This is a genomic window from Streptomyces sp. SKN60 (assembly GCF_026236535.1).
Lineage (GTDB): Bacteria > Actinomycetota > Actinomycetes > Streptomycetales > Streptomycetaceae > Streptomyces.
In genome coordinates, this window is sequence record NZ_JAHTMW010000011.1 from 298,682 (window position 1) to 307,239 (window position 8,558).

Annotated in this window: 6 protein-coding genes; 3 read left to right on the top strand and 3 right to left on the bottom strand. The window is 69.2% G+C overall.

Translation table 11 applies throughout. From position 1 onward, the window contains the following. Positions 1-37: 37 nt before the first annotated feature. Genes KV205_RS20700 through KV205_RS20710 form a run of 3 tightly spaced genes read right to left on the bottom strand, consistent with a single transcriptional unit; the run spans position 38 to position 3,139 of the window. Positions 38-868: a carbohydrate ABC transporter permease gene (locus KV205_RS20700; protein ID WP_265865950.1), complete on the bottom strand. Its 831-nt coding sequence runs from the start codon at positions 866-868 to the stop codon at positions 38-40. Further along, complete coding sequence (locus KV205_RS20705) at positions 865-1,806, bottom strand: carbohydrate ABC transporter permease (protein WP_374214699.1); 942 nt, start codon at positions 1,804-1,806, stop codon at positions 865-867. Before KV205_RS20705 ends, KV205_RS20700 begins: the two co-directional genes overlap by 4 nt. A gap of 40 nt (positions 1,807-1,846) precedes the next feature. Further along, positions 1,847-3,139, bottom strand: coding sequence for an extracellular solute-binding protein (locus tag KV205_RS20710; RefSeq protein ID WP_265865951.1), 1,293 nt, complete (start codon positions 3,137-3,139; stop codon positions 1,847-1,849). Positions 3,140-3,373: 234 nt separating this feature from the next. Here KV205_RS20710 and KV205_RS20715 point away from each other — a divergent pair, with 234 nt between their 5' ends. Genes KV205_RS20715 through KV205_RS20725 form a run of 3 tightly spaced genes read left to right on the top strand, consistent with a single transcriptional unit; the run spans position 3,374 to position 8,097 of the window. Continuing rightward, the gene (locus KV205_RS20715; RefSeq protein ID WP_265865952.1) at positions 3,374-4,387 is read left to right on the top strand and encodes a LacI family DNA-binding transcriptional regulator; all 1,014 of its coding nucleotides are present in this window, start codon (positions 3,374-3,376) and stop codon (positions 4,385-4,387) included. 9 nt (positions 4,388-4,396) lie between these two features. Then, on the top strand, positions 4,397-6,616 hold the full coding sequence (locus tag KV205_RS20720) for a glycoside hydrolase family 3 N-terminal domain-containing protein (protein ID WP_265865953.1): 2,220 nt from the start codon (positions 4,397-4,399) through the stop codon (positions 6,614-6,616). Further along, a complete protein-coding gene (locus KV205_RS20725; protein WP_265865954.1) occupies positions 6,613-8,097 on the top strand; it encodes a glycoside hydrolase family 43 protein in 1,485 nt (494 codons plus the stop codon). Before KV205_RS20720 ends, KV205_RS20725 begins: the two co-directional genes overlap by 4 nt. The last annotated feature ends 461 nt before the right edge of the window (positions 8,098-8,558 follow it).

The following is an 8,558-nucleotide window of genomic DNA, read 5'->3' on the forward strand; positions in this document are numbered from 1 at the left end:
TCACGCGGGACGGGTCGGCTCTCGGTGGCGCCTGGGGTCAGCCCTTGGTGGCGCCCGCGGTGAGGCCGCCGATCAGCTGGCGCTCGGCGACGGCGTAGAAGGCGAGAGCGGGGACCATGGCGAGCACGATGTACGCGAGGACGAGCGCGTAGTCGGTCGAGTACTGGCCCTGGAACTGCTGGACACCGACCGGGATCGTCTGCCACTTCGGGTCGTTGAACACCAGCAGCGGCAGGAAGAAGTTGTTCCAACTCGCGACGACCGCGAGCACCGAGACCGTGCCGAGTGCCGGACGTGCCATCGGCAGCAGGATCTGCCAGAAGAAGCGGAACTTGCCGCAGCCGTCCATGGTGGCGGCCTCCTCGATCTCCGCCGGGATGGTCCGGAAGAAACCGCGCAGGATCACGATCGTCATGGGGAGCCCGAATGCCGCCTGCGGGAGGATCACTCCAAGCGGGTTGTCGAGCAGGCCGAAGGTGCGCAGCATGAGGAAGAGCGGCAGGACGGCCACAGCGAACGGGAACATCAGCCCGACGGTGAAGAGCGTATAGAACAACTCCCGTCCGCGGAAGGCGTATCGGGCCAGAACGAAAGCCGCCATCGCGGAGGCCACCACGGTGCAGACCGTCGTACCGATCGCGATGCCGGCGCTGTTGGCGATCTGCCGCCAGAACATGCCGTCACCGAGAATTCCGGTGTAGTTGGAGATCTTCCACTGCTCCGGCAGCCCGAACGGATTGTTCGTCAGTTCCGCGGTGCTCTTGAAACCGGAGATGACCGCGTAGAGCAGCGGTACGGCGACGAACGCGGCGATCAGCCAGACCACGGCGTGCAGCGAGAGGCCGCGTGCCGTCCGACGGGCGTTCATCGGTCACCTCCCGAGGTGACGGCGCCGCTCAGGTCACGGCGGAGCACGTACCGCTGGTAGAAGAGGGAGAAGACGAGGCTGATCATGAACAGCACCACGCTGATCGCGCTGGCGTAGCCGACCTGGTACCGCTTGAACCCGAACTGGAACATCGCGATGGCCATCGTCTCGGAGGAGTGGTTGGGCCCGCCGGCTGTCATGACCCACACGAGGTCGAAGAGCTGGATGGACCCGATGATCGACAGGAAGACGCTGATCCGGATCGTCGGCCCGAGCAGCGGCAGCGTGATGTGCCGGAAGCGCTGCCAGGCGCCGGCTCCGTCGATGGAGGCGGCTTCGAGGATCTCGGACGGGATGCTCTGCAGCCCGGCGAGGAACAGCATCATGTGGAAGCCGAAGTACTTCCAGATCATGACGACGAACAGGGTCGGCACGACCGTCGAGGGATCGGCGAGCCACTTGCCCCGGAGGCCCTCGAGGCCGAAGAAGCCGGCGATGTGGTCGGCCATGCCGGCGCCGGGCAGGAAGATCATCGTGAAGAGGACCGCCGTGACGACCTCGGAGAGGATGTACGGCGCGAAGAACAGCATCCGGTAGACCGCCCGGCCGCGGAGCCTCTGGTTGAGCAGGACCGCCGTGAACAGGGCGAACGGCAGCTGCACCAGGACCGACATGAGGATCAGGTACAGCCCGCGCCCCAGGTCGCCGAGGAAGACCTGGTCGCCGAAGAGCTTGGTGTAGTTCCCGAAGCCGACGAAGTCGTCCATGGGGCCGATGCCGCCCCATTTGAAGAAGCCGGTCCAGACGGCGACGACGATCGGGGCGAGGACGAAGACGAGGAAGAGGATCAGGGCCGGGACCAGGAACCAGGCGATCGACGCCCAGTCTCCCCACCCGCGCAGGAGTGACCGGGCCGGGGCCGGCGGGCGCACCGGCACGGCCTCCTCCGTCCGTTCCTTTGTCAGGGTGGACCCGGAGCTAGGCACTCTGCGCAGCCTCGGTGATCGACGCCGTGACCTGCTCGGGGGTCTTCTTGCCCGCTATGAGGTCGGCGACGCTGTCGTTGACCTCCTGGCCGACCGCCGGCGGGTAGGCCTGGTCGAGGAAGAGCTGGAAGCCCGTGGCCTTGACGAGGCTCTCGGCCACCACCTTCTTGTTGGCGTCGGTGAGCCGGCTCTCGGCGCCCTTGACCACTGGCAGGTAGCCGTTGGAGGCCAGCAGCTTGGACTCGTTGTCCAGGACGAAGAACTTCAGGAAGTCCAGGGCCTCCTTCGGGGCGCCCTTGCGCAGCGCGAAGCCGCCGCCACCGCCGAAGACCTCGGTCGCCTGCCCCACACCGCCGTCGACCGTCGGGAAGGGGAAGAAGCCCAGGTCCGCCCCGAGGTCGGCGCCCGCGTCCTTCTGTACGGACGGCCCCCACTGCCCCATCAGCTCCATGGCGGCCTTGCCGTTGCCCACGGTCGCGGCCTGGCCGCCCGGGGTGGCGTAGCCGGCGCCGAGGAAGCCCGGCTGGAACGGCTGGAGGTCGACGAGCTCCTTGAGATGGACGCCCGCCTTGACGAAGCCGGGGTCGGTGAAGTCCTTGGTGGTCGCGGCCTTCTGCAGGGCGGGGAGGCCGGCGACGCGCATCGCGAGGTAGGCCCAGTAGTAGTGGCCGGGCCACTTCTCCTTGCCGGCGAGGGCGATCGGGGTGATGCCCGCGGCCTTGAGCTTCTGCACGTCGGCGAGGAACGCGGCCCAGGTGGCCGGCGGAGTGGTGATGCCGGCCTTGGCGAAGAGCCTCTTGTTGTACCAGAAGCCGACCATGCCGATGTCGTACGGGACTCCGTAGATGCGGCCGTCGATCTGGTAGGCCGAGAGCGAGACCGGGGTGAGCTGCGACGACCAGTCCATGAGGTCGGTGAGGTCCTCGACGAGCCCCGCGTCGACCTGCTGCTTGAGCACGCCGCCGCCCCAGGTCTGGTAGACGTCGGGGAGCTTGCCCGAGGACGTGGTGGCGGTCAGCTTGGACTTGAACGCCTCGTTCTCCAGCGAGGTCGTGTTGATCGCGATCTTCGGGTGAGCCTTCGTGTACGCCGTGGAGATCTCCGGGAACAGGGACTTCCCCGGCTCCGTGGTGGCGATGTTCCACCACTCGAACGTCACCTTGCCGTCGGCCGACAGATTGCCGCCCGACCCGCCGGACCCGCAGGCCGTGGTGAGTGCGACGGACAGGGTGGTCATGCCCGCGAGCGCCAGGAAGCTTCGTCGGCTCGGGAGGGTGCTGGCCATGGGACCTCCGGGGTGGGGGAATGCCGGTTCGTGCCCGAAATTTTTTCGAAATACTCTCGAATTCTGCGCTGCCACAAACTAGGAACGCGAGGCTTGTCGGTCAAGACCTCGCGTCAACTTATCTGCGGACACCGGTTGTTCGTAGGGTTGACAAGCAGGTCGGACCGCCCGGAAACTCGTCGAAAGTTTGCGATACCTGTCGGCGGCCGAAGGCATCCGTGCGGAGGAGAGAAGTTGAGCGAGCAGCGCCCGACCCTGGCCGTCATCGCCGCGGAGGCGGGGGTTTCCCCCGCCACCGTGTCCAAGGTGATCAACGGCCGCTCCGATGTCGCGCCCTCGACCCGCGAACGGATCGAGGGCCTGCTGCGATCCCACAACTACCTGCCGCCCGGCCGGCAGGGCCGAGCCCGCAGATCGGGCCTCGTCGACCTGATCATCGGCGGCCTTGACAGCGCGTGGGCGGTCGAGATCCTGCGCGGCGTCGAGGCCGAGTGCGCCCAGCGGAGCGTCGGTACCGTCGTGTCGCTCGTCCCGCCGGGTGAGGCCACGCCGTCCAGCTGGACCGCGCTGCCGGTCCTGCACCACAGCGACGGCGTCATCCTCGTGACCTCCTCGGTCACCCGTGCCCAGCGCGCCCAGGTCGAACGGGCCGGGGTGGCGCTGGTCGTCATCGACCCCATCGACCTGCCCGGCAACGGCGTACCGAGCATCGGAGCGACCAACTGGGCGGGCGGCATGGCCGCCACCGAGCACCTGCTGGAACTGGGGCACCGCCGGATCGCCACGATCGGCGGACGCAAGGAGATGCTCTGCAGCCAGGCCCGTATCGACGGCTATCGGACCGCCCTGGAGCGGGCCGGGATCGAGGCCGACCGCGACCTGGTCCGGTTCGGTGACTTCCAGCACGAGGGCGGATTCCGGTGCGCCCGGGAGCTCCTCGCCCTCCCCGAGCCGCCGACGGCCGTCTTCGCCGGCAGCGACCAGCAGGCGATGGGCGTCTACGAAGCCGCCCGGCAGAGCGGACTGCGCATCCCGCAGGACCTCAGCGTGGTCGGCTTCGACGACCTGCCGATGTGCGAATGGCTGTCACCGCCGCTGACGACGGTGCGCCAGCCGCTGGAGGAGATGGGCCGGGTCGCCGCCCGCACACTGTTCCATCTTCTGGACGGCCAGCCCCTGGTCAGCCCGCGGATGGAGCTCTCGACCGAACTGAAGGTCCGGCTCTCCACCGCCCCGCCTCGTCACTAGGAGAATCCCTTGACCGAGCCCTGGCGTGACCCCCTGCTGCCCGTGTCCGTGCGGGTCGCCGATCTCCTGAGACGGATGACGCTGGAGGAGAAGGCGGGACAACTCGCCGGCTTCTGGGCGTTGCCCTCGGATCCGGGAGCACCTGTCGCGCCGATGGAGGACGATTCCGGCGAGTCCGCGCCCGGCCTCGACGACATCGTCGCCCACGGGCTCGGCCAGCTCACCCGGGTGTACGGAACCGCACCGATCACCGCGGAAGCCGGAATGGAGCGGCTCGCCTCGCTGCAGCGGCAGGTGACCGGATCCAGCCGCTTCGGGATCCCGGCGGTCGCTCACGAGGAGTGCCTGACGGGATTCATGACGCTCGGAGCGACGGTCTTCCCCGCCCCGCCGGCCTGGGGCGCGTCCTTCGACCCTGGGCTCGTGCGCCGGATGGCCGCCGCCATCGGCGCCGGGATGCGGCAGGTCGGCGTCCACCAAGGACTGGCTCCGGTGCTCGACGTGGTCCGCGACTACCGGTGGGGCAGGACCGAGGAGTGCATCGGCGAGGACCCCTACCTGGTCGGAGCGGTCGGCACGGCCTACGTACAGGGCCTGGAAGACGTCGGCATCGTGGCGACGCTCAAGCACTTCGCCGGGTACTCGGCCTCGCGCGGCGGCCGGAACATGGCCCCCGTCGCCTCGGGGCCCCGCGAGTTCGCCGATGTCCTGGTCGAGCCTTTCGTACGGGCGCTGCGCGAGGGAGGCGCCCGGTCGGTGATGAACAGCTACACCGACGTGGACGGGGTCCCGGTGGCCGCCGACCCACGCCTGCTGACCGACCTGCTCAGGGGCGAGCTCGGTTTCGGCGGTGTCGTCGTCGCCGACTACTACGCCGTCTCCTTCCTGGAGACCCGACACGGCGTCACCGGGTCGCGCGGCGCGGCCGGCGCGCTGGCGTTGACCGCGGGGATCGACGTCGAGCTGCCCACGGCCCGCTGCTACGGCGAGCCGCTGACCGAACTCGTGCGGTCCGGAAGCCTGTCCGAGGAGCTCATCGACCGGGCCGCTGAGCGCGTCCTGCTGCAGAAGGCCGAACTCGGCCTGCTCGACCCCGACTGGGAACCCGTCAAGCCCGAGCCGGTCGACCTCGACCCGCCGGAGAACCGGGCCCTGGCCAGGCTCCTGGCCGAACGGTCCACCGTGCTGCTCGCCAACGACGGCATCCTGCCGCTGCGGCCGTGCCGGGTCGCGATCCACGGGCCGTACGCCGACGACCCCCACTCCTTCCTCGGCTGCTACTCCTTCCCCAACCACGTCGCGCTGCCCGGCGACCCCGGGCTTGAGATCCCGACGCTGGGCGAAGCGCTCACCGCTGCCGGGTTCACGGTCACCGCGGACGAGCCGGAGGTGAACGTGCTGGTGCTCGGAGACCGGGCCGGCATGTTCGGCCGGGGCACCTCGGGAGAGGGCTGCGACGCCGCGACCCTCGATCTGCCCGGGGACCAGGCCGCACTCGCCTCCGCCGTTCTGGACTCCGGGGTGCCGACCGTCCTGGTCCTGGTCTCCGGACGGCCCTACGCGCTCGGCTCGCCGGCCGAACGCGCATCGGCCGTGATTCAGGCCTTCTTCCCCGGCGAGGAGGGCGGGACGGCGCTGGCCCGGATCATCAGCGGGGCCGCGGAACCGTCCGGACGGCTGCCCGTCTCCATCCCCCGCCAGGTCGGCGGCCAGCCCGGCACGTACCTGCACTCCAGACTCGGCGGACGCACCGACTGGAGCTCGGTGGACCCGACTCCGCTGTTCCCCTTCGGACACGGGCTGAGCTGGACCAGCTTCACCTGCTCGGAGCTCTCGGTGGATCCCGTCGCCGCGACGGACGGAGCCGTCTCCGTCTCGGTCACCGTACGCAACGTCGGAGAGGTGGCCGGAACCGAGGTGGTCCAGCTGTACCTCTCGGACCCCGAGGCGTCCGTCGTCCGGCCACAGCAGTGGCTCGCCGGATTCTGCAGGGTCGAGCTGCAACCGGGCGCGGCCGCCCGGATCACCTTCTCCGTCCATGCCGACCGGACCTCCTTCACCGGGATCGACCTGCGGAGAAGAGTGGAGCCCGGAGAGATCGGCGTGGCCGTCGGACGGTCCAGCGGCGATCTTCCGCTGCGGGGCTCCTTCACTCTGCACGGCCCCGTACGACATCCGGCGGCCGACCGCGTGCTGTCCGTGCCGGTCGAGATCGTCCCCGTCTCATGAGCACGTCCTTCGGCGATCCCGTGCTGCCCGGCTTCCGGCCCGACCCGTCCGTGTGCCGGGTGGGAGCGGACTACTACCTGGTGACGTCCAGTTTCGAATGGTTCCCGGGTCTTCCCGTGTTCCACAGCCGCGATCTCGTGAACTGGCGACGTCTCGGCTCCGCGCTCGACCGCCCGTCCCAGCTCGATCTCGACGGGTGTGAGCCCTCTCGCGGCCTGTTCGCGCCCACGATCAGGCACCACGACGGGGTGTTCCATCTCGTCTGCACGCTGATGGACGGCCCCGGACATTTCGTCGTCACGGCGACCGACCCGGCGGGGCCGTGGTCGGAACCGCAGTGGTTGGAGGGCGAGGGCTTCGACCCGTCGCTGTTCTTCGACGACGGGCCGGACGACGGCGACGGCGACGGCCGGGCCTGGTTCACCGCCGCCCGTGTGCTGGACGAGGCCGCCGGCCGCACCGAGATCTGGATGCGCGAGTACCTGCCCCGCGAGCGACGGCTCACGGGACCGGAGTACGTCCTGTGGTCGGGAACCCACCCGGGCGCCCGCTGGTCGGAAGCCCCGCACCTCTACAAGATCGACGGCAGCTACCTTCTGCTCACCGCCGAGGGCGGCACCGATGTGGACCACAGCGTGGTCGCCGCCCGCGCCGACCGCGTGACCGGCCCGTACGAGGGCGTCTCCGGCAACCCGGTGCTGCCTCCCGCCGAGGGCCCGGTCACCTGCACCGGGCACGCCGACCTCGTCCGAACCCCGTACGGCGACTGGCGGGCCGTCCTCCTCGGCGTCCGCCCGGGCTCCGCCATCGGCCGCGAGACCTTCCTCAGCAGGGTCACCTGGAGCGACGGCCGGCCGGTCTTCTCCCCTCTCGGCCACACGAGCCCTCGCCACCGTCTCCGCGACGACTTCGCCACCCTCTCCGCCGACTGGAGCACCCTGCGCACGCCACGCGCACCGTTCTGGACCACCGGCGACGGGCTCCGCCTCCAGCTCCGCCCCGAACGCCTCGGCGAACGCACCACCCCGTCCCTCCTGGTCCTCCCCCAGGAACAGCCCGACTGCGACGTCTCCACCGAGCTGCGCTTCCTCCCCGGCGCACCGGAAGAAGAGGCAGGCCTCGCCGTCGTCATCGACGACGACACCCATCTCGTCCTCCTTCGCACCACGGAAGGGCTCAGCCTCCGTCGCGGGCCCGATGTCCTGGCCGGCGTCGTCGTCCCGCCGGGCCCCGTTCGCCTGGGGGTCCGCATCCGCGGCTTCAGCCACACCTTCGCCTACGCGGCACCCGACGGCGCCTGGCAGGACCTGACCACCGTCGAAGCCACCTTCCTCACCCCGCTGTTCACCAGCGTGCAGCTCGGCCTCTACGCCACCTCCAACGGCCGGCCGTCCACCAACCAAGCCCATTTCGCGTGGTTCGACATCACGCATCCGCACCAGCCCTCCGGAGCGAAGGACACCGACGACCCGGAAATGTGACCCGAGGCAAGCACTCTCTTATGAGGGAAGCGGTCCCTGTCGAAATACTTTCGACAGGGACCGCTTCGCTTATGAGGCTCCCGAAATCCCTGACGGATCGCTTCGAATGGCCATACGGGGCCGAGTTTCCGAAACATCTTCGAAATACTTGACATGGCCACACCGTGTTTCCACACTGAATCCCGAGGCAGTGGCGCCCCTTTACCAGCATGTCGCCGCGCCGGCCTCGAATCATTGCGCCTTGATGGTCCGCGTCCTTTTTCGATGGACCCGGACATCGCCTTCGCGGATTCCTTCCGCCGCACTCACATCCATCCGTGATTTCTGTCCCGGAGGTCCATTCATGCGTTCACAAGCCATTCCACCGTCCACCGTCCGCCGGAAAATCGGCGGTCTGTGTGCGGCGCTGATCGTCGGGGTCCTCGGTTCGGCCACCATCCTGGTCGCGCCGTCCACCTCAC